This window comes from Oceanicola sp. 502str15, from assembly GCF_024105635.1.
Lineage (GTDB): Bacteria > Pseudomonadota > Alphaproteobacteria > Rhodobacterales > Rhodobacteraceae > Vannielia.
Window position 1 is genome coordinate 2,252,442 of the sequence record NZ_WYDQ01000001.1, and the last position, 18,055, is coordinate 2,270,496.

Consider the following 18,055-nt stretch of genomic DNA (forward strand, 5'->3'; position numbering starts at 1 on the left):
GCTGCGGCGCAGAATCGCGCCTCGATCTGGCGCTTTCTACGAATGGCTGCGCAAGATTGCAATACTACTGAGGTAGAATTTGTAATTTTATGTCTCACCCGATTCAGTTTCGCCGCGAAACCCGGCAGCGCCCTTCGCAGTCGCATCATCGGCAGGCAGGAGCCGGGGATGGGGGGCGCTCGCAGGTGCGGCATCGCCCAGTTGCGCGAGCTGCGGGGCGATGGAGGCGGCATAGAATCGCAGCAGCGCGTGCTCTTCGGGACGGGCGGCTATGCCGGCTTCGGTGTCGGACAGGAGGTTGCGGTCGTGCAGGAGGCGCAGGGCGTTTTCGAGCGCGTAGGCGGGGCTGGCGCGGGGCACGTGGAGCACGATGCCGGTGGCTTCGATCTGGCGGATGCGGGCGTTCCAGCGGCGTTCGAGCGCGGCCCGGGTGAGCGGCCCCTCGGCCTCGAGCAGCAGGGCCGCGAGGAGGGGCACGGGGAGCACCGGCATTACCGCCTCGATCCGCTCCATCAGCTCCTTGCCCAGCGCTTCGGTATCGCCGGGAAAGCTGGCCAGCGAAAGCGGGTCGCCAAAGCTCACCGCCGCATATCCGAGGTGGTGGGTGAGCCCGCGCACCCGCAGCACAAGCCGCCGGACCAGCCAGCGGAACACCACCCTTATCCGGGTCGGAAAGCCGCCGCCGCCCTGCGCCGCGATCAGCACCCGGTCTTCCAGCACCCGGTCGTAGTTGAGCGCGGTGGGCACGAAGACCACCTCGGTGCCGTCCTTCGCGGCCTCGCTGATATAGGCCAGCAGCCCCAGCTTGGGCTCGCCCGGCGCCCCGGTGAGCGAGAGCCGCCCCTCTGGGAACATGGCCTGGGTCACATGGGCGCGGGTGGCTACGGCGACATAGGTTGCCAGCACCGTGCGGTAGAGCTCGCCGCGCGACTTGCGGCGGATGAAGTAGGCCCCCATCGCCCGGATCAGCGTGCGCAGCGGCCAGACCCGCGCCCATTCGCCCACCGCGTAGGAGAGCGTGGTGCTCTGGGCCACGAGGTAGGTGACGAGCACGTAGTCCATGTTGCTGCGGTGGTTGATGACGAAGACCACGGTGGCGTCTTTCGGGATGGCCTCCAGCTTGGCGGCGTCGATCCGTGCGAGGCGGACGCGGAAGAGCGAGGTGGTCAGCCATTTGGCGGCGCGGATCGCGAAGCCGAAATAGGCAAAGGCGGAGAAGCCGGGCACGATTTCGCGGGCGTAGCGCTGCGCGGTTTCGAAGGCGACCTCTTCGGGAACGTCTTCTGCGGCGGCGTGTGCGGTGACGGCGGCGAGCACCTCGGGGGCATAGAGCACACGCTGAATGGTGTCGCGCCGGCGGGCCAGCTTGAAGGGCTCGATGGGCCGCGCGAGGCGGGTGTTCAGCCGCGCCACCGCCCTTTCCAGCCGCCGCCGGAAGAACCAGCGGACGGAGGGAAAAAGGAAGTGCGAGGCGAATGTGACGACGGCGAAGATGAGGAGAAGGAGGAACAGCCAGAACGGAAGGGTGATCTGGCCGCCCATGGGTCAGCCCGCCTGTGCCAGTTGATCCGCGAGGCCGCGGATGGGCGATTGATCCACCTCGATGATCCCGCGCCTCGGCCGGTCGAGGTCGATGATGACGAAGACCAGACCGACGATGAGCAACAGCATCGCATAGACCGCCGGGCCGGGGCGCACCCCGGTTTGGGCCGAGGCGAGGCCGAGCACCCAGCCGAGCAGGATGAAGGTGCCGTAGAGCAGCAGCAGCACCGGCTCGGGGACGTGGCGGTTGATGGCCGCGTCGCGGGAGGAGAGCTGGTCGATCATGTCGTTCAGCGAGTTGGTGAAGGCGACTATGGCCGGGCCGCCCTGCTCGCGGGCGGTGGCGGCGGACAGGGCCCAGAGCTGGTCGAAGGTCTTTTGCGCGGTGGCGACCATCCCGGCGCGGCGGGCCTCCTGATGGGCAGGCACCTCGCCGGCCTTGGCGCGGAATTCGGTATACTTGACCAGCAGGGTGCGGGCCTCTTCGCGGGCACCGTCGGGCATGAGATCGGTGCGCAGCCAGGCGGTGCCGATGGCGTTGGCCTCATCGACCACGGCTTGGGAGCGGGTGTCGTAGCGCCCGAGCGCGAGGGAAAAGGTGAAACCCAGCAGCAGGCCCAGAATCGCCAGGAGCGAGCCCTGCACCGCGAGGGTCTGGCTTTTGCCCTCCTCCGAGGTCCGCCGGGCACGACGCCCCGCCATGGCGCGACCACCGAACATTGCGGCGATCATCGACGCCAGCAGCACAAGGGCGATCAGCCCCGAATTCAGGCCATACATAAGCTCAGGCACTCCCTTTCCCTCCCATATTCATATCACGAGGCGCGGAAAGCTGTAGCATTGCGCGGCACAAGCGCAATACCGGGCTCCGCTGCGTTGCGGCGAATTGACATTGGCATAATCTTTCGTCCATAAGCTCCCGAACGGAATAATCTTGCTCACCCGATTCATCGGAGCCCTGTCATGTCGCAACCGCAGCAAAAAGATCGCCCCTGGCTCTTCCGGACCTATGCCGGGCACTCCACGGCCAAGGCCTCGAACGCGCTCTACCGGGCCAACCTCGCCAAGGGGCAGACCGGCCTTTCGGTGGCTTTCGACCTGCCGACGCAGACCGGCTACGACAGCGACGACCCCCGCTCGCGCGGCGAGGTGGGCAAGGTCGGCGTGCCGGTGGCGCATCTTGGCGACATGCGGGCGCTGTTTGCCGATATTCCGCTGGAGCAGATGAACACCTCGATGACGATCAACGCGACGGCGCCGTGGCTGCTGGCGCTCTACATCGCGGTGGCCGAAGAACAGGGGGCGGATGTGGCCGCGCTTCAGGGCACGGTGCAGAACGACATCATCAAGGAGTACCTTTCGCGCGGCACCTATGTGTGCCCGCCAAAGCCCTCGCTGAAGCTGATCACTGACGTGGCGGCCTATTGCTACAAGAACGTACCCAAGTGGAACCCGATGAACGTGTGTTCCTACCACCTGCAGGAAGCCGGGGCGACGCCGGAGCAGGAGCTGGCCTTTGCTCTGGCGACGGCGATTGCGGTGCTGGACGCGTTGAAGGGGCAGGTGCCGGAAGAGGATTTTCCGGTGCTGGTGGGGCGGATCTCGTTCTTCGTGAACGCGGGCATCCGGTTTGTGACCGAGATGTGCAAGATGCGGGCCTTTGTGGATTTGTGGGACGAGATCTGCCGCGAGCGCTACGGGGTTGAAGACCCGAAGATGCGGCGGTTCCGCTATGGGGTACAGGTGAACTCTCTCGGGCTGACCGAGCAGCAGCCGGAGAACAATGTTTACCGGATTCTGATCGAGATGCTGGCGGTGACGCTCTCCAAGAACGCCCGCGCACGGGCGGTGCAGCTTCCGGCGTGGAACGAGGCGCTGGGGCTGCCGCGCCCATGGGATCAGCAATGGTCGCTCAGGATGCAGCAGATCATGGCCTATGAAACCGACCTGCTGGAGTTCGACGACCTGTTTGATGGCAACCCGGCGGTCGACCGCAAGGTGGAGGTGCTGAAGGAGGGCGCGCGGGCCGAACTGGCGCAGCTTGATGGCATGGGCGGCGCGATTGCGGCGATCGACTACATGAAAGGTCGGCTGGTGGAGAGCAATGCCGAACGGCTGGGCCGGGTCGAGACCGGCGAAACCGTGGTGGTGGGCGTGAACCGCTGGGCCGAGGGCGAGCCCTCGCCGCTGATGGGCGAGGACGGCGGGATCATGACGGTCGATCCGGCGGTGGAGGCCGAGCAGGTGGCGCGGCTTCAGGCCTGGCGGGCCGCGCGCGACAACGAGGCCGTGGCGGAGGCGCTGGAGGCGCTGCGCGAGGCGGCGCGGACGGGCGAGAACGTGATGGAGCCCTCTATTGCGGCGGCAAAGGCGGGCGCGACCACCGGCGAATGGGCCGGTGCGATGCGGGCGGTCTTTGGCGAGTATCGCGGCCCGACCGGGGTGGCGCGCTCGCCGTCGAACCGCACCGAGGGGCTGGAGGAGATCCGCGAGGCGGTGGACCTCGTGTCCGACCGGCTCGGGCGGCGTCTGAAGTTTCTGGTCGGCAAGCCGGGCCTCGACGGGCATTCGAACGGCGCGGAGCAGATCGCCTTCCGGGCGCGGGATTGCGGAATGGATATTGCCTATGAGGGCATCCGCCTGACGCCGGCAGAGATCGTGGCGGCGGCGGTAGAGCAGGAAGCGCATGTTGTCGGCATGTCAATTCTTTCAGGCAGCCATTTGCCGCTGATTGCCGAAACGCTGGAGCGGATGCGCGAGGCGGGGCTGTCGCATATTCCGCTGATCGTGGGCGGAATCATTCCCGATGAGGATGCGAAGGCCCTTAAGGATATGGGGGTTGCGCAGGTCTATACGCCCAAGGATTTCGAGCTGAACCGGATCATGATGGATATCGTCACCCTGGCCGAACCGCGCGAAGCCGCCGCCTGAAACCTTTTCCAATCCGAAAAATCCGGATGAATTCCGCTCCGCATTTCGGGCCGGAATTCACTGGCTTTTCAAGGGCCGGGGTTGCGCTTATGATGTGAATGCGCAGCCTGCCTGTATTTCCTAGGCATTCACTAAAGTTACTGCGCAACCACTCACTTCGGGAACGGAACAAGAAAAGGTGTTCAAATGGCAGTAAGCCTCAAGGGGATGAACCGCAAAGAGCTTGAAAAGCTGAAGGCGGATATCGAAAAAGCCCTCGTAAAACTCGCCGACGACGACAAGAAAGCCGCAAAGGCCGCGGCCGAAAAGGCAGCGCTGGCGCATGGCTTTTCGCTCGAGGAATTGACCGGCGGCGCGAAACGCGGGCGCAAGGCGGGCAAGAAGACAAGCGGGCCGAAAGGCGCGCCGAAATACGCCAACCCGGCCGACACGTCCCAGACCTGGACCGGCCGCGGCCGTCAGCCCGCCTGGATCAAAGAGGGCCTCGGCGCCGGAAAATCGCTTGAGGACTTCGCGATCTGAACCATCTTCTGTTGCGGCGGCGGCCATGAGAGCCGCCCCGTAAAACAGATGAGGGACATCGCATGACCGTTCATATCGGTGCCGAGAAGGGAGAGATCGCGGAAACCGTGCTTCTCCCCGGCGACCCGTATCGCGCCCGATGGGCCGCGGAAAGCTTTCTGGAAAACCCAAGGTGCATCAACGAGGTGCGCGGAATGCTGGGCTTTACCGGCACGTGGCGGGGGCATCCCGTGACGATCCAGGGCAGCGGCATGGGGATGCCGTCGCTGTCGATCTACGTCAACGAGCTGATCCGGGATTACGGGGCCAAGACGCTCATCCGCATCGGCTCGTGCGGCGCGATGCAGGAGAGCGTGGCGGTGCGCGACGTTGTGCTTGCGATGACGGCGAGCACGCTGTCGACCCCGTCGCGCGGCATTTTCCGCGAGTTGAACTTTGCGCCCTGCGCGGATTGGTCCCTGCTTTCCGCAGCGGCAGAGGCGGCAAAAGGCAAATCGGTAAAAACCCATGTTGGCGGCATATATTCTTCGGACGTGTTTTACGACGAGCGCCCCGATTTGAACGAGCAAATGGAACGGCATGGAATTCTGGCTGTCGAAATGGAAGCGGCAGAGCTTTATACCCTTGCCGCGCGATACGGCTGCAGGGCCCTCGCCGTGCTTACCGTCAGCGATCACCTGAAGACCCATGAGGCCCTTCCCAGCGCAGAACGCGAAAAGAGTTTTGGCGATATGGTCGAAATCGCGCTGGAAGCCGCATTCAACAAATAGAGGATTACTCCATGAAAAAGCGTAAACTCGGCGCCGGCGGGCCGGAGGTTTCGGCAATTGGCCTTGGCTGCATGTCCTTTGGTGGCTTCTTCGGGGCCACCGATCAGGAAACATCGGTGGCCTGCCTCGATGCCGCATGGGCGGCCGGCATCGACTTTCTGGATACGGCCAACATGTATGGCCCGCACACCTCTGAGGAGGCGATCGGGGTCTGGCTGAAGGCCAGCGGCAAGCGTCCGGTGATTGCCACCAAGGCCTCTATCGTGCCCAAGCCCAAGCGGCATTTCCGCAATGACGAGGACCACCTGCGCAGCGAGCTGGAGGGCAGCCTGACGCGGTTGGGGGTGGACCGGGTGGAGCTGTTCTACATTCACCGCCGCGAGCAGGAGCGCCCGATCGAGGAGGTGGTGGAAAGCCTCGTGCGGATGAAGGAAGAGGGGCTGATCGGCGGCTACGGCCTGAGCGAAGTGGCGCCCGGCACCATTCGGCGTGCGCAGGCGGTGCATCCCTGCATGGCGGTGCAGAACGAATACTCACTCTGGACCCGCCTGCCCGAGCTGGGCGTGATCCAGACCTGCGCCGAGCTGGGCATTGCCTTTGTGCCCTTCAGCCCGCTGGCGCGGGGCGAAATGTCGGAGACCGCGCCCGACCGGGCCGCGATGCGCGACAATGATTTTCGCCGCGTCAGCCCGCGCTGGCAGGACCCAAATCACGGCTACAATCAGGAAGCGCTGAACCGCTTCCGCGCCTATGCGAAGGGCCGCGGGGTGGCGACCTCGAAGCTGGCGCTGGCCTGGGTTCTGGGCCGTGGCGACCACCTGATCCCGATCCCGGGCACCCGCACCGGGGCGCATCTGGAAGAATGGGCCGGCGCCTCGGAGCTGGAGCTGACGGCGCAGGACTATGCCGAGATCGAAAAGATCCTGCCGGTGGGCTTTGCCCATGGCGACCGCTACTCGGATGGGCAGGCAGTGGGGCCGGAGCGCTACTGCTAGGCCCGATTGCGCCCCTGCCCTGCCCGACATGTTGCCGGGCGGGGGCCAAACGCGCCGTTGCGCGTCAGAGCCCGTGGCTGCCCTCGTAGCCGTTCACCGGCGGGCTCTCCCAGCCTTCCAGCGCGGCATGGGGCGGGGCGAAGACCTCGCAGAGCAGCGGGTGGCACTCGGCCACGTCCGAGCTGTGCTCGGCGCCGCAATCGCCGCCGGGGCAGGCCGAGAGCCCGGCGAGCAGGTCGATCTCGGCGAAGAGTTCGATGTAGTCGCCCGCCCGCGCCGGCGTGGCCTTCATGAAATACTGGCCGGTGTCGGCGGTGAAGCCGGTGCACATGAAGACATTGAGCACGTCATGCACCATCGGCTCGACCGCGTCCGCCCCCTGCCCCGTCCACCCGGCAAGGGCGCGGGTGAGGTTTGAGTGGCAGCAGTGGTGATAGTCCTGCCCGGAGAGCAGATGGTGGGTGTAGGGGTCGCAGCGGGTGCCGATCACGTCATGCACGCGGCCACCGAAGGCATCGACGCCATACCAGGCGAGGCTGTCGGCGGTGACGGTTGCCATCGGGCGCAGGCCGGGAAAGCCCGACCACATCCGGTCGCCGGTGCCGAGGTGGGTGCCGTGAAGCGCGCGGGTCTTGCCGGAGTAGAAGCGCTCGGAGAGATCGGCGAGGTTCCAGAGGTTCAGATCCCCCACCTGAGGCCCCTCGGGGCAGGAAATCCGCAAAAATTGGCCGGCCCGCACCGGGATGCAGCGCGCCTCGCGGGGCGGCACCCGCTCTTCGCCGGTCTTGCGCGCGGCGGCGCGCGCACGGCCGTAGAGCGCGAGGTCGGGCTGGGGCAGGCTCTGCGTCGGGTAGCAGATCACGGGCGCCACGTTGCGGGCGTCTTCTGCGTGATCGGGCGCGTCGGGACCGACGGGATCGGGTGATGTCATTATGGGGCTCGGGAAAATGTGACTGCTCGTGCCCAGTCTAAGCGAACAGTTGCGCCCGACGAAAGGGCAGAGCGGCACAAGGCAGCGCAATCGGCGGGCATTAACGAAATTTAAAGGTAACGGGGGGATGACAGGAGCGAAGGCCGCAGTTTAGGCTGGGGTCGAGCACGTAAGACCCAACACCCGAATGGCAGTCAACGGAGGTACAATGCTTCTGCCCGCACTTGGTTCCGTCCTCACCGCAATTTTTTTGAGTCCATCGCCCATGGCGGTGCCCGAAGGCCCTGAGCAGGTGGTTCCTGCTTATGCAACGGCCCGGCTCATAAGCCCAGAACCGGGTTCTGGCGATCTCAGGGCCGGGTTCCTGAACGCCCTCAACAAGCAATATCCCACAAATGATTGCCCCTCGGGCTTTCGCTCGAACTTGCGAAAGTTTCCCGAGGTGGAGATCTGCGTGACCTACAGCGACTTCCGCGGCGCCTGCAAACGGCTGACGGAAGATGCGTTCAACTGCCAGGTGGCCTTTACCATCGCCGTGGCCTCGCCGTCGCATCCCGGCGTGCTGGACAAGCTGGAAAAGACCGCGACGGAGATCGAGCGCGAAGATTTCATCTTCACCCACGACTGGCGCGGCTGGCGCTGGAAGGCGGGCGGCGATGCGATTGACGCTCTGGTGCCCGCCGAGTTCCGGGGGCGGCAGCCGTTTTCGCGGACCGAGGCGCTGGCGCATTAGGCGTCTGGCGCCCTGCGCCCGCCACATTGACCTGCTCTGCTGCCCGCAGGCAGACAGCATGACGCGAAGGGCGGCCATGACAGAGCGAATACCCGCCACCCTGATCGCAGGCAGAGTTCTCTACACCTATGCCTGTGCCAAACCGCCTGGTGGGCGCGAGCCGGGCGACATGCCTGCGCAGCTCAAGGGCCCCGAGGGCGAGGCCCGGCGGGCCGAGCGCAAGCGGCGCAGCGCCACCAGAGCCGCCTACATGCGAGCCCGCAGCCCCGAGCAGATTGCGCAACCGGTGCCCCGCCTCGCGCCCGAACATGTGATGCCCGACTTCATCATGCGCGACTGGGTCAATCCCTTCCCCGCGCTCTGGCAGGCCACGCCTGACGGGCTGCTGGTGAGCGCCCGGGTCCGCGCGGCGATTGAGCGGCTGGGCGCAGAAGGTGAGATCGACTTTCTGCCCGTGACCATGCGCAGCGAGGATGGCAGCCGGGAGGCGCCCTATTTTCTGGCGCAGTTCCTCGCCCCGGCCGAGCCGCTGGCGATGTTTGCAAGCGGATACATCCGCGAGGACAAGGTGGATGTGAACGGCAGGCCCTTTTGCTTCTGGCAGGGCCCCTACGGGCTGAAGGAGGGGCGCATGACCAATGGGCACGGGGTCGAGCCCTTTGCTGATGCGCGGGCCCTCGGCGGCGCCGGTGTTGCCTGGACCGAGCGTCTGCCGATGCGCCTGCTGATGACGGAGGACTTTGTGGAGCAGGCCGGGCTGGGGGATGACCCCTGGATCACCCTTGCCGCGATCCGGGTCTGCGACGGCGATGACGAAGCGATGCGGATCGTGCCCCCGCCCCCGCCCGAGCCTGCCCCGCCACTTAAGGAGCTGGTCGAAGGCTCACTGGCTCACAACGCGGCACTCAACGAGGAGATTGCGCAGGGGGCCACCGAAAGCCTCGGCGGTTTCTGGCGGATGCTCAAGGCGACCTTCACCAACGGCCGCAGCGAGAACTACGCCCGCAGCGAAAAGGGGCCGGACGAAAAGCTGGTGTTCTATACCCCACGACAGAACCAGCGCAAGTAGCTCCCCTGCGCTGCCTCCCGCCATAGGGCCGGACCACTGGCGCGAGGCAACAGCCAGACCATCGCCAGTGATGAACGACCTCGCGGCCCTTCGGTGAAGGCCCGTCAGACGACCCGCTCGACCATCATGCTCTTGATATGCGCAATCGCCTTGGCCGGGTTCAGGCCCTTGGGGCAGGTCTTGGCGCAGTTCATGATGGTGTGGCAGCGGTAGAGCTTGAAGGGGTCTTCGAGGTCATCAAGCCGCTCGCCGGTGGCCTCGTCGCGGGAGTCGATGATCCAGCGGTAGGCGTGCAGCAGGGCCGCCGGGCCAAGGTAGCGGTCGGAGTTCCACCAGTAGCTCGGGCAGGCGGTGGAGCAGGAGGCGCACATCACGCATTCATAGAGGCCATCGAGCTTCTTGCGGTCTTCGATCGACTGCTTCCACTCCTTCTCGGGGCGCTGGGTCTTGGTCTCGAGCCATGGCATGATCGAGGCGTGCTGTGCGTAGAACAGCGTGAGGTCGGGGATGAGATCCTTGACCACCGGCATGTGGGGCAGCGGGTAGATCTTCACGTCGCCCTTGATCTCGTCCATGCCGTAGATGCAGGCCAGCGTGTTGATGCCGTCGATGTTCATCGCGCAGGAGCCGCAGATGCCTTCGCGGCAGGAGCGGCGGAAGGTGAGCGTGGGGTCGATCTCGTTCTTGATCTTGATCAGCGCGTCCAGAACCATCGGGCCGCATTGGTCCATGTCGATGAAGTAGGTATCGACGGCCGGATTCTTGCCGCTGTCGGGGTCGTAGCGGTAGATCTGGAACTTGCGCACATTGGTCGCCCCTTCCGGCTTCGGCCAGGTCTTGCCGGTGGTGATGCGCGAGTTCTTGGGCAGGGTGAGTTGGACCATGGGTCTGGCTCCTATCCGTTCAAAATCAGCGGGAGACCTTCCCGCGTGATGCATTCGATGGCGTCCGGGCGTTGTGCCACGGCCACGACGATCTGGGTCGAGCGCGGGGAGATGCCGGTGGCGGCCTCCTGCGCAAGTGTCGAGATTTCACCCGCCGACATGTTGTCGATCAGGCATTCGGTCACGAGGTCGGGCGGCACGCCGGGCAGCTTTTCCTGCACGATGGGGCGCACCACGCTCTTGGCCGCCTGGCGCGCGACAATGTCGGCCGGGTTGGCGTCGCAGGCGGCGAGCAGCAGCAGGAGGGGGGCGAAGCGCAGGATCACGGGGCGGTTCATTCGGGCACCATCGAGCTCTGGATCGTGGCGCCGGTCGAGATGAAGGCCAGCGCGCGGCGGCGCTGCGCATCATTCATGGCGGCCCAGCGCTCGCGGTCGCCCGGCATCAGCGCGTAGCTCTCCGGAAAGGGGATGCCCCCGCTTAGGCCGCCGCGCTCGCCGCAGCCCGAAAGCAGCGCCAGCGTGGCGCCCGTCAAAACGATCGCAGAAATTCGGCCCATGGTTCAGCCACTCCCCCTAGATGTTGCCTCTGCCCGGTGCTCGGGCTCGCGCAGCCGGGAGAGCCAGCCGGTTGCATCCGGCTCGTATCCCAGCGCCACGAGGTCGGCACCATGGCGTTCAGCGTAAACCTCGGCCACCGCGGGCGGCAACTCGGTTTCCCAACGTTTGAGCGCGCCTTCGCTGGCGACGTGGCCCATGAGGTGGCGCGGGCGGTCGTCCATCTTGGCCATGCCGCCAAAGAGCGACTGCTCCCAGAACATCTTCTTGCCGGCCTCCAGCTCCTCGCCCTCCAGCCCGAGGTGGGCGAGGGCCGCGCCGAAGAGGCTGCAATCGGTATCGGCCATGAGGTCTTCGTACTTCAGCTCGAAGGCACGGTCGTCGCCCCAGGGCCAGGCGCGCATTTCCTCGACCGTCTCGCGGTGCTTGCCCTCCATCTCGAAGAGCAGCTTGGCCTCGTCACTCTCCAGCGCGTTGAGGTGCTGCTGGTAGCTCCTGCCGCCGAGGTCGGTGCGCGGCACATGCAGCCATTTCTCGCCCTGCTTGCCGGCGAAGTGATGATAGACGCAGCCCGACAGCATGATGTCGCGGGGGTCGCGAATGACATGGACGATGGCCACGTCATCGCGCTTCCAGAGGTCGGAGGGAAAATATCCGGCCCAGTTGACCAGAAAGCAGCGGCTCCGGGCGGGCACCTTCCACATCGCCTCGTCACGCCAGATGCCATGCCAATCCAGCCCGTAGGCCCGGGCCATCGCCTGAATGGTCCGCCGCATCCAGACCGTGCCGGATTTGTGGTGAGTGGCAAAGCACATCAGGCGGGGCATCAGCTTGACGCCTCCACGGGCGCGCCGCGGCCGGGCACCTTGAACGCGTAGCTCCAGATCTCTTCGGCCACGTGGGGCGGGTTCTGGCGGGTGAAGCCGCGAAATATGGTTTCCTCGAACCGCACCTCGCCGAGCCATCCTGCAAAGCGGGGAAGGCAGACGGGCATGATGCCCTTCTCGAAGCACCAGCGCGCCAACCGCACATCGACGAACTTCTGGGAGCCGGCCATGAAATCATGGGGTGGAAAGTCCTCGCCGCGCATAAGGGCGGCGTTGGTGGCGATCTGATCGACCACGGTGGGCTGTTCCAGCGTTTCGTAAAAGCGGAAGGGCTTGCGGTAATCGGCGATGTTCACCGGCTTGTAGCGCAGATATTTGACCAGCGCCTTGGGTGCGAGGCTGAACTGCGGCTCATAGTAGAGCGAGCCATGGTAGCCGCCGAGGAACTTTCTCGGCCCGAGCGCCTCCATCGCGGCGATGGACTTTGACACGAAATCCGCAGGGTAGATCATGTCATCGTCGATCATGAAGACCCAATCAGCGCCCGAGACATCGGGATAGAACTTGCCCACGTCCTTCTGATCTTCACCGGGGATGATCTGGGCGATCTTTTCTTCACCGGCAAAGGCGGGGAGTGGCTCGTCATACTGGTTGAGCACGATGTTCAACTGGTCGACCTGCGGCAGGATTGCGGCGACCACCTGCGCGAGATTGCTCTCGCGTGGTGGGTATGTGGCTAGGTTGGCGGTGATCATGCGCGCCCCTCGCGACGGTAGAGGCGGAAGAATGCGCGAGTCGTATCTTTCGGATTGAGGTCGTCAACATCGGCAGCGTGGGGATTGGCCCACATTCGCTCTTCGACGAAGCCGGGAGCATTCCGGGCCATCCAGTCGGAATACTTCCGGTCGCGCACGTGGTCTTCCGGGCGTGGCCGATCTTCGTCGGTGGCGTAGATCAGAACGTAGCGATCAGCGGCGCGAGTTAGACGCAACATGTAGGCGTCAAAGACATTATCCTCGACGAGATGATAGATAACGTCGAGCGACATCGACATGTCGAAGATATCAGCGCGCTGCGCGTCTTGTTCTGTAGTGATGAATTGCCAACTCGGGCGGTCTGCGAAGCGTTCGCTGTTGGCACGCACCACCTGCTCCACAACATCGACGCCAGTGTAGTTGTCGAACTTGAAGAGTGAAGCCTGATTACCGTCTCCGCACCCGAACTCGACCACCGACTCGATGCGTTGCTCGGCCACAAGCGCGTTTATGACTTCAGCCTTGTAGTCCGCCAACCGACCGTAGCTGCCCGGGCCGGACGTTCGGCCGCGAGCATAACGCTCGGCCCAATATTCACCAGACGAGGTGAAGGGGCGTTTGCGCCCGAGGAGGCGGGTGAGGAGTGACACGTCAGCCTCAATACACCCGCTTCTTGGGGGCGATCTTCTTCAGGTCGATGCCGCCGTCTTCTTCCTTGGAGAGCGGGTCGAGGTGGACCGGGCGGTAGCTGAGGGTCACCTGGTTGCCTTCGACCGTGGCCAGCGAGTGTTTGCGCCATTCGGTGTCGTCGCGGTCGGGATAGTCTTCGTGGGCGTGGGCGCCGCGACTTTCCTTGCGGGCCTCGGCGCCGACGATGGTGGCGAGCGCGTTGGGCATGAGGTTGGTCAGCTCGAGGGTTTCCATCAGATCGGAGTTCCAGATGAGCGAGCGGTCGGTGACCTTGATGTCATCCATCTTGGCGGCGACGGACTTCATCTTCTCGACGCCCTCGGCGAGGGTCTTGTCGGTGCGGAACACTGCCGCGTCGGCCTGCATGGTGCGCTGCATCTCGTCGCGCAGCTCCGCCGTGGCGATGGAGCCGGAGGCGTTGCGCAGGGTGTCGAAGCGGTCGAGCGCGGCGTCGACGGAGGCCTTGTTCAGCTCCGGGTTGGCAGATTTCGGGTCCACCACCTCGGCGGCCCTGATCGCGGCGGCGCGGCCGAAGACCACGAGGTCGATGAGGCTGTTGGAGCCGAGGCGGTTGGCGCCGTGGACGCTTGCGCAGCCCGCTTCGCCCACGGCCATGAGGCCGGGCGCGATGGCGTCGGGGTTGTCAGCGGTGGGGTTCAGCACCTCGCCCCAGTAGTTCGTGGGGATGCCGCCCATGTTGTAATGCACGGTGGGGAGCACCGGGATCGGCTCCTTGGTGAGATCGACGCCGGCGAAGATGCGCGCACTCTCGGAGATGCCGGGCAGGCGCTCGTGCAGGGTTTCGGGGGGCAGGTGGTTGAGGTGGAGGAAGATGTGATCCTTGTCCTTGCCGACGCCCCTGCCCTCGCGGATTTCCATCGTCATGCAGCGGCTCACCACGTCGCGCGAGGCGAGATCCTTGTAGGTTGGCGCATAGCGCTCCATGAAGCGCTCGCCCTCGGAGTTGGTCAGATAGCCACCCTCACCCCGCGCGCCTTCGGTGATCAGGCAGCCGGAGCCGTAGATGCCGGTGGGGTGGAACTGGACGAACTCCATGTCTTGCAGTGGCAGGCCCGCGCGGGCCGCCATGCCGCCGCCGTCGCCGGTGCAGGTGTGGGCGGAGGTGGCGGAGAAGTAGGCGCGGCCATAGCCGCCGGTGGCCAGCACCACCATCTTGGCGCGGAACACATGGATCGTGCCGTCATCGAGCTTCCAGCAGACAACGCCCTGGCAGGCGCCGTCTTCGCCCATGATCAGGTCGATGGCGAAATACTCGATGTAGAACTCGGCGTTGTGCTTCAGGCTCTGGCCATAGAGCGTGTGCAGGATGGCGTGGCCGGTGCGGTCGGCGGCGGCGCAGGTGCGCTGCACGGGCGGGCCCTCGCCGAACTCGGTGGTGTGGCCGCCGAAGGGGCGCTGGTAGATCTTGCCCTCTTCGGTGCGCGAGAAGGGCACGCCGTAATGCTCCAGCTCATACACCGCCTTGGGCGCCTCGCGGGCGAGGTATTCCATCGCGTCGGTGTCGCCGAGCCAGTCGGAGCCCTTCACGGTGTCATACATGTGCCACTGCCAGTGGTCGGGGCCCATGTTGGAGAGCGACGCGGCGATGCCGCCCTGGGCCGCGACGGTGTGCGAGCGGGTCGGGAAGACCTTGGTGACGCAGGCGGTCTTCAGACCCTGCTCGGCCATGCCCAGCGTCGCCCGGAGGCCGGAGCCGCCTGCGCCCACAACCACCACGTCATATGTATGGGTTTCGTATTCGTAAGCTGCCATGGTCTCGTTCGTCCCTTGCGTCTGGCGTCCCTCGCGACTGGCGTTCGTTGCGTCTGGGGCTTGGGCGCTCTCGCGTCAGTTAATCGTGGGGGAAGGCCGCGCCTTCCGTGTGAGATGATGCCGCGTGGGCACGGGCGGCGGCGCTCAGAGCGCCAGCTTGATCAGCGCCAGCAGGCCGGCGGCGATCAGCACCCAGGTTCCGGCGGCGACGGCCATCAGCAGCAGTTTGCCCGCGAGGCCGTGCACGTAGTCTTCCACCGCCTCGTCGATCTCCATCTTGATGTGGAGAAGCCCCATGGTCAGGCCGATGCCCAGCGCGAGGGTGATGAAGGGGTTGGCGAAGTAGCTCTGCACCTCGTCGAAGCTGCGGCCCAGCGCCGAGCCGAAGAGGAAGACGAAGAGCGGCACGAGGATGACGAGGCTCAGCGAGCTGGCCATCATCTTCCAGTGGTGCGCGGTGCCCTCGGAGCCGGAGCCGAGGCCGGTGGCGCGTTTGCGGTCGGTGATGAATTTCATCGTCTCTCTCCCTTACACCACGATGGCCGTGAAGAGCGCCAGCACGGTGGCGCCGATGAACATGCCCCAGCCGAGCTTTTCGGAGATCGGGACGTCGAGGCAGTAGCCGAAGTCCCAGATCACGTGCCGAAGGCGGCCGAGCATGTGATACCAGATCGCCCAGCTTGCGAGGAACATCACGATGTCGCCGAGAAAGCTGGTCATCAGCCAGTTGAGGCTTTCGAAGGCCCCTTCCGAGAAGGCCGCGGCGAGGAGCCAGCAGACCACGAGGAAGGCGGTGCCGAAGGAGGCGATGCCGGTGATGCGGACCAGGATGGAGGACATCGAGGTCATCTGAGGCCGGTAGTACGGGCCGATCATGAAGGGCGAAAGCGGGCGATCCCGGTTCATATCTGCCATGAACGCTCTCCTGTTGGGCGCGGGCCGGGGCGCTGGTGCCGGGGCGCGGCGCATTGGGTGGCGTGCCGCGCGGGCGGGCCGTGCGGGCGTGCTGCGCCTTTCAATTGGCATTTTTCTACGGGGGAGTCACGAGCTAAACCGATGATAATGCGTCGCAGTTGAGGCGCTAACAGGCGATTTTTCGGGGGTTGTGATCACAGCTTTCAAGCTTGTGATCACAATATTCGCGTCCTGTGGTCACGAACCGAAACGCCCCTCCCCCGCACGCGGCACACCCCGCGAGTCCTGCCGGATACCTGCCGCACCGCCGGGTGCCCGAGGGCCGGCAAGCGGCACGATCTCAGCGCGGAAGCAGCGCCCAGTAGTCGAGATCGAGCAGCACGTGGGGCAGGTATTTGCCGTCATCGCCCTTGAGGTCGCCAGCCAGGCTCTCGGCCCCCTTCACCGCGACGAGGCGCAGGCGCAGGGCGCCGATGTCGTCCGAGATCTCGGCGGTGTCGAGCACTTCGGACCATGCCCGCACCGTATCACCCGCGAAGCAGGGGTTGGCATGGGCGCCGCCATTGATTGCCACCATCATCTGGGCATTGGCCAGCCCGTTGAAAGACAGCGCGCGGGCCATCGAAATCACGTGCCCGCCGTAGATCAGCCGCTTGCCGTCCTCGCGGTTGGTGGCATCGAAATGCACCTTTGCGGTGTTCTGCCAGAGGCGCGTCGCCAGCATGTGCTCGGCCTCTTCGATGGTGACGCCGTCGACATGGTCGATCACCTCGCCCTTGGCATAATCGCCCCAGCGGTGGGGCTCACCGGCGGCGGTAAAGTCGTAATCGGCAAAGGTGAGACCCTCGGGGGTGATCAGGTCTTCAGGGGCCACCACCTTTGCAAGGTCGGGGATAACGGTTTCAGGGGCGGCGGCGTCGAGGTTGCCCTTCCGCACCATCACCCAGCGCACGTAGTCCAGCACCGGCTCGCCGGTCTGGTCGCGCCCGGTGGTGCGCACCCAGACCACGCCCGAGCTGCCGTTGGAGTTCTGCTTGAGGCCGATCACCTTGCTTTCGGAGGAAAGCGTGTCGCCGGGGTAAACCGGCTTCAGCCAGCGCCCTTCGGCGTAACCGAGGTTGGCCACGGCATTGAGCGAGATGTCGGGCACGGTCTTGCCGAAGACCACGTGGAAGGTGATGAGATCATCCAGCGGCGAGCCTTCCAGCCCGCATTCGGCGGCGAAGACATCGGAGGAATTCAGGGCGTGGCGGGCCGGGTAGAGCGCGTGGTAAAGCGCCCGCTCGCCCTCGGCCACGGTGCGCGGCACCGCATGGCGGATCACCTCGCCCAGCTTGTAGTCTTCAAAGAACCGGCCCGCGTTGGTTTTGCTCATCAGTGCGCCCCCAGCTTGGTGTCGGGCGTGTAGGTCCCTTCGACCTCCTTCACCACGGCCTGCCCGCAGCGCATGACGCCATTGGAGGCGTCGAAAGAATATTGCGGGTCGCCATGCAGCGCCCAGCCCTTGTTCAGCGCGGCGGTGACCTTGTGGCAGAAGGCCGATGTGTCGTCTTCGGTGAGAAAGCGGTAGAGTTTCATAGGGTTATCCAAATACCGGGTAGCCGAGGAGGCCGTGGATCCAGCCGATGAGGCCGAGGAGAAGGACCGAGATGGCGAGGAACATCGCATCTTTGGCGATGGAGCCTTTGGGCGGCGGAGACCATTCCGGCTCGGCGCGGTTGATGACCGCCATCTCGACGAAGGCCCAGAGCAGGAGCGCGCCGAAGAGGATCATGGTGGCGAGGTCGCCATTGACCAGCAGATGGGCAAAGGCCCAGAGCGCGAAGCCAAACAGCATGGGGTGGCGCATCTTGTAGAAGATCGCGCCCTTGGTCGGCCCGGGCGAGGTGAAATAGAGCGCGATGAGCACCAGCAGATTGTTGACGTGACGCAGCCAATGCGGTGGATACCAGATGTCGGGCGAGGCATCGGCCATGCGGATGCCGAAGATCATCAGGATGACCGAAGCCAGCAGCGCCAGCGCCACCACCCCCTTGCCGCCATTGCCCATGGCGGCGCGACGCTCAGGCGCGAGGCGTTTGAACAGGTGGGCAAGCCACCAAAGCGCAAGGCCGGCGATCAGGAGGGTGAGCGGGAGTGCCATCTGGGTATCCTCAGCAAG

The 18,055-nt window shown here is 65.2% G+C and carries 21 protein-coding genes; 6 read left to right on the forward strand and 15 right to left on the reverse strand.

Going from position 1 to position 18,055, the window contains the following annotated elements:
• Window positions 1-87: 87 nt before the first annotated feature.
• Together GTH22_RS10920 and GTH22_RS10925 are read right to left on the reverse strand one after the other, a co-directional pair.
• Window positions 88-1,542, reverse strand: a complete 1,455-nt coding sequence (locus GTH22_RS10920; RefSeq protein ID WP_252945223.1) for a 1-acyl-sn-glycerol-3-phosphate acyltransferase — start codon at window positions 1,540-1,542, stop codon at window positions 88-90.
• 3 nt (window positions 1,543-1,545) lie between these two features.
• The gene (locus GTH22_RS10925) at window positions 1,546-2,334 is read right to left on the reverse strand and encodes a hypothetical protein (RefSeq protein WP_252945224.1); all 789 of its coding nucleotides are present in this window, start codon (window positions 2,332-2,334) and stop codon (window positions 1,546-1,548) included.
• A gap of 171 nt (window positions 2,335-2,505) precedes the next feature.
• Between GTH22_RS10925 and GTH22_RS10930 the strand changes: the two genes are divergently transcribed.
• The 4 genes from GTH22_RS10930 to GTH22_RS10945 all read left to right on the forward strand — a co-directional run bounded on the left by GTH22_RS10930 (window position 2,506) and on the right by GTH22_RS10945 (window position 6,760).
• Complete coding sequence (locus GTH22_RS10930) at window positions 2,506-4,473, forward strand: protein meaA (RefSeq protein WP_252945225.1); 1,968 nt, start codon at window positions 2,506-2,508, stop codon at window positions 4,471-4,473.
• Between the two features lie 186 nt (window positions 4,474-4,659).
• A complete protein-coding gene (locus GTH22_RS10935; protein WP_252945227.1) occupies window positions 4,660-4,995 on the forward strand; it encodes an H-NS family nucleoid-associated regulatory protein in 336 nt (111 codons plus the stop codon).
• A 62-nt stretch (window positions 4,996-5,057) separates the two neighbouring features.
• Window positions 5,058-5,765 carry a purine-nucleoside phosphorylase gene (gene deoD, locus GTH22_RS10940; RefSeq protein ID WP_252945228.1) on the forward strand — a complete coding sequence of 236 codons (708 nt, stop codon included), beginning with the start codon at window positions 5,058-5,060 and terminating at the stop codon, window positions 5,763-5,765.
• An 11-nt stretch (window positions 5,766-5,776) separates the two neighbouring features.
• Window positions 5,777-6,760, forward strand: a complete 984-nt coding sequence (locus tag GTH22_RS10945) for an aldo/keto reductase (RefSeq protein ID WP_252945229.1) — start codon at window positions 5,777-5,779, stop codon at window positions 6,758-6,760.
• Between the two features lie 64 nt (window positions 6,761-6,824).
• Here GTH22_RS10945 and GTH22_RS10950 read toward each other — a convergent pair whose 3' ends face one another.
• Window positions 6,825-7,691 (reverse strand): DUF1989 domain-containing protein, encoded by an 867-nt coding sequence (locus GTH22_RS10950; protein WP_252945230.1) that lies wholly within the window; start codon window positions 7,689-7,691, stop codon window positions 6,825-6,827.
• Window positions 7,692-8,115: 424 nt separating this feature from the next.
• Between GTH22_RS10950 and GTH22_RS10955 the strand changes: the two genes are divergently transcribed.
• Together GTH22_RS10955 and GTH22_RS10960 are read left to right on the forward strand one after the other, a co-directional pair.
• Window positions 8,116-8,424, forward strand: coding sequence for a hypothetical protein (locus tag GTH22_RS10955; protein WP_252945231.1), 309 nt, complete (start codon window positions 8,116-8,118; stop codon window positions 8,422-8,424).
• Between the two features lie 76 nt (window positions 8,425-8,500).
• Window positions 8,501-9,493 carry an imm11 family protein gene (locus GTH22_RS10960; RefSeq protein WP_252945232.1) on the forward strand — a complete coding sequence of 331 codons (993 nt, stop codon included), beginning with the start codon at window positions 8,501-8,503 and terminating at the stop codon, window positions 9,491-9,493.
• 104 nt (window positions 9,494-9,597) lie between these two features.
• Here the strand turns inward: GTH22_RS10960 and GTH22_RS10965 are convergent, their stop codons facing one another.
• From GTH22_RS10965 to GTH22_RS11020, 12 genes are all read right to left on the reverse strand, one after another.
• Window positions 9,598-10,377, reverse strand: a complete 780-nt coding sequence (locus tag GTH22_RS10965; RefSeq protein ID WP_252945233.1) for a succinate dehydrogenase iron-sulfur subunit — start codon at window positions 10,375-10,377, stop codon at window positions 9,598-9,600.
• An 11-nt stretch (window positions 10,378-10,388) separates the two neighbouring features.
• Entirely contained in the window at window positions 10,389-10,715 is a 327-nt protein-coding gene (locus GTH22_RS10970; protein ID WP_252945234.1) for a succinate dehydrogenase, read from the reverse strand.
• Entirely contained in the window at window positions 10,712-10,936 is a 225-nt protein-coding gene (locus tag GTH22_RS10975; protein WP_252945235.1) for a hypothetical protein, read from the reverse strand. Before GTH22_RS10975 ends, GTH22_RS10970 begins: the two co-directional genes overlap by 4 nt.
• Window positions 10,937-10,939: 3 nt before the next feature.
• Window positions 10,940-11,761, reverse strand: a complete 822-nt coding sequence (locus GTH22_RS10980; protein ID WP_252945236.1) for a sulfotransferase domain-containing protein — start codon at window positions 11,759-11,761, stop codon at window positions 10,940-10,942.
• Complete coding sequence (locus GTH22_RS10985; RefSeq protein ID WP_252945237.1) at window positions 11,761-12,516, reverse strand: hypothetical protein; 756 nt, start codon at window positions 12,514-12,516, stop codon at window positions 11,761-11,763. Before GTH22_RS10985 ends, GTH22_RS10980 begins: the two co-directional genes overlap by 1 nt.
• The gene (locus GTH22_RS10990; protein ID WP_252945238.1) at window positions 12,513-13,166 is read right to left on the reverse strand and encodes a methyltransferase domain-containing protein; all 654 of its coding nucleotides are present in this window, start codon (window positions 13,164-13,166) and stop codon (window positions 12,513-12,515) included. Before GTH22_RS10990 ends, GTH22_RS10985 begins: the two co-directional genes overlap by 4 nt.
• A gap of 7 nt (window positions 13,167-13,173) precedes the next feature.
• The gene (sdhA, locus tag GTH22_RS10995) at window positions 13,174-14,979 is read right to left on the reverse strand and encodes a succinate dehydrogenase flavoprotein subunit (RefSeq protein ID WP_252945240.1); all 1,806 of its coding nucleotides are present in this window, start codon (window positions 14,977-14,979) and stop codon (window positions 13,174-13,176) included.
• A 144-nt stretch (window positions 14,980-15,123) separates the two neighbouring features.
• Window positions 15,124-15,495, reverse strand: coding sequence for a succinate dehydrogenase, hydrophobic membrane anchor protein (sdhD, locus tag GTH22_RS11000; protein WP_252945241.1), 372 nt, complete (start codon window positions 15,493-15,495; stop codon window positions 15,124-15,126).
• A gap of 12 nt (window positions 15,496-15,507) precedes the next feature.
• Window positions 15,508-15,894 (reverse strand): succinate dehydrogenase, cytochrome b556 subunit, encoded by a 387-nt coding sequence (gene sdhC, locus GTH22_RS11005; protein ID WP_252945242.1) that lies wholly within the window; start codon window positions 15,892-15,894, stop codon window positions 15,508-15,510.
• A 340-nt stretch (window positions 15,895-16,234) separates the two neighbouring features.
• Complete coding sequence (locus GTH22_RS11010) at window positions 16,235-17,269, reverse strand: MaoC family dehydratase (protein WP_252945243.1); 1,035 nt, start codon at window positions 17,267-17,269, stop codon at window positions 16,235-16,237.
• The gene (locus GTH22_RS11015) at window positions 17,269-17,472 is read right to left on the reverse strand and encodes a DUF1737 domain-containing protein (protein WP_252945244.1); all 204 of its coding nucleotides are present in this window, start codon (window positions 17,470-17,472) and stop codon (window positions 17,269-17,271) included. The genes GTH22_RS11010 and GTH22_RS11015 overlap by 1 nt, the downstream gene beginning before the upstream one ends.
• Before the next feature lie 4 nt (window positions 17,473-17,476).
• On the reverse strand, window positions 17,477-18,037 hold the full coding sequence (locus GTH22_RS11020; RefSeq protein WP_252945246.1) for an NnrU family protein: 561 nt from the start codon (window positions 18,035-18,037) through the stop codon (window positions 17,477-17,479).
• Window positions 18,038-18,055: the final 18 nt, after the last annotated feature.